The 2500-nt window shown below is 55.1% G+C and carries 1 tRNA gene and 2 rRNA genes (1 of these 3 cut by a window edge); all 3 read right to left on the reverse strand.

Annotated features, from left to right (window positions below):
• A tRNA-Met gene (locus FHD68_RS17455) sits at positions 1 to 77 on the reverse strand.
• 61 nt (positions 78 to 138) lie between these two features.
• A 5S ribosomal RNA gene (gene rrf / locus FHD68_RS17460) occupies positions 139 to 253 on the reverse strand.
• A 95-nt stretch (positions 254 to 348) separates the two neighbouring features.
• Positions 349 to 2500: ribosomal RNA gene (locus FHD68_RS17465) — 23S ribosomal RNA — on the reverse strand (it continues 681 nt past the right edge of the window).

Below are 2500 nucleotides of genomic sequence, written 5' to 3' on the forward strand. Positions count from 1 at the left end.
TGGTTGCGGGGACAGGATTTGAACCTGTGACCTTCAGGTTATGAGCCTGACGAGCTACCGGGCTGCTCTACCCCGCGCCAAGGTTGTCCTGATCGGGTTTATTTCATCGTATCAGAGAGATATTGCGTTTCTTACCAGGTCTGGCGGTGACCTACTCTCCCACGTCTTAAGACGCAGTACCATCGGCGCAGCGGCACTTAACGGCCGAGTTCGGGATGGGATCGGGTGTTTTGCTCGCGCTAGGGCCACCAGACCAGGAAAGAAACGCTCAGCGTCGGACCCTTTGAAGGGTCTGATATTGTCCAAGGATGCTTTGGAGGAAGGAGGATAATCCTGCTTCTTCCGGATCAAATCAAGCCTATCGAGCCATTAGTACCGGTCAACTGAATGCATTGCTGCACTTACATCTCCGGCCTATCGACGTGGTGGTCTTCCACGGCTCTCAAGGGAGACCTTGTTTTGAGGGGGGCTTCACGCTTAGATGCCTTCAGCGTTTATCCTGTCCGTTCATAGCTACCCAGCACTGCCGTTGGCACGACAACTGGTCCACCAGTGGAACGTCCACCCCGGTCCTCTCGTACTAGGGGCAGCTCCTCTCAAGTCTCCAACACCCACGGCAGATAGGGACCGAACTGTCTCACGACGTTCTAAACCCAGCTCACGTACCTCTTTAAACGGCGAACAGCCGTACCCTTGGGACCTGCTCCAGCCCCAGGATGAGATGAGCCGACATCGAGGTGCCAAACGATGCCGTCGATATGGACTCTTGGGCATCATCAGCCTGTTATCCCCAGCGTACCTTTTATCCGTTGAGCGATGGCCCTTCCACTCGGGACCACCGGATCACTATGGCCGACTTTCGTCTCTGCTCGACTTGTCAGTCTTGCAGTCAGGCTGGCTTCTGCCATTGCACTCAACGACCGATTTCCGACCGGTCTGAGCCAACCTTCGCGCGCCTCCGTTACTGTTTGGGAGGCGACCGCCCCAGTCAAACTACCCACCACGCAGGGTCCCGGACCCGGATAACGGGCCGCGGTTAGACATCAAGAGTGCGAAGGGCGGTATCTCAAGGATGGCTCCACGAGGACTAGCGTCCCCGCTTCAAAGCCTACCGCCTATCCTGCACATCGCAATCCTGATGCCAGTGCGAAGTTGTAGTAAAGGTGCATGGGGTCTTTCCGTCTAACCGCGGGAAGTCTGCATCTTCACAGACAATTCAATTTCGCTGAGTCCACATTTGAGACAGCGGGGAAGTCGTTACGCCATTCGTGCAGGTCGGAACTTACCCGACAAGGAATTTCGCTACCTTAGGACCGTTATAGTTACGGCCGCCGTTTACCGGGGCTTCAATTCAAGGCTTGCACCTCTCCTTTTAACCTTCCGGCACCGGGCAGGCGTCAGACCCTATACGTCGTCTTACGACTTCGCAGAGCCCTGTGTTTTTAGTAAACAGTCGCCACCCCCTGGTTTGTGCCCCCGGCCTCTGCTTGCGCAAAAACCGGGCCTCCTTCTCGCGAACTTACGGAGGTATTTTGCCGAGTTCCTTAAATGTGGTTCTCTCAAGCGCCTTGGTATTCTCTACCAGTCCACCTGTGTCGGTTTAGGGTACGGTCTTGTGGAGGGCTATTTCCAGGGACCCCTAAGCAGCCCGATCAATCCGTTAAGATCGAACTACCCTCGGGATCCGTCACCATCTCCTGGCCCAGGAATATTAACCTGGTTCCCATCGACTACGCCTTTCGGCCTCGCCTTAGGGGCCGGCTTACCCTGCTCAGATTAGCTTTAAGCAGGAACCCTTGGACTTTCGGCGACAGGGTCTCTCACCCTGTTTGTCGCTACTCATGTCAACATTCTCACTTCTGATCACTCCACCGGTTGCCTCACGGCCCGGCTTCACAGTCAGAACATTGCCTCCGTAGACCATTGCTGGGCTAAAGAGGCAGCGTTCTATATCACAGAACGCTCCGCTACCACGCACTCTAAAGTGCATCCAAAGCTTCGGCTCGTGGCTTGAGCCCCGTTACATCTTCGCCGCAAGACCTCTTGATTAGACCAGTGAGCTGTTACGCTATCTTTAAAGGATGGCTGCTTCTAAGCCAACCTCCTGGTTGTTTTGGAAGTCTCACATGCTTTCCCACTTAGCCACGAATTGGGGGCCTTAGCTGTTGGTCAGGGTTGTTTCCCTCTCCACGACGGACGTTAGCACCCGCCGTGTGTCTCCCGGATAGTTCTCCTGGGTATTCGGAGTTTGCTTAGACTCAGTAAGGCTGTGGGCCCCCATCATCCATGCAGTGCTCTACCCCCCAGGGAATACGTCCGAGGCGCTACCTAAATAGCTTTCGCGGAGAACCAGCTATCTCCGAGTTTGATTGGCCTTTCACCCCTAGGCACAAGTCATCCCGACCTTTTTCAACAGGTGTGGGTTCGGACCTCCAGTACGTGTTACCGTACCTTCATCCTGCTCATGCCTAGATCACTCGGTTTCGGGTCTGATCCGTCT

This window comes from Paracoccus marcusii (assembly GCF_006151785.1).
Taxonomy (GTDB): Bacteria; Pseudomonadota; Alphaproteobacteria; order Rhodobacterales; family Rhodobacteraceae; genus Paracoccus; species Paracoccus marcusii.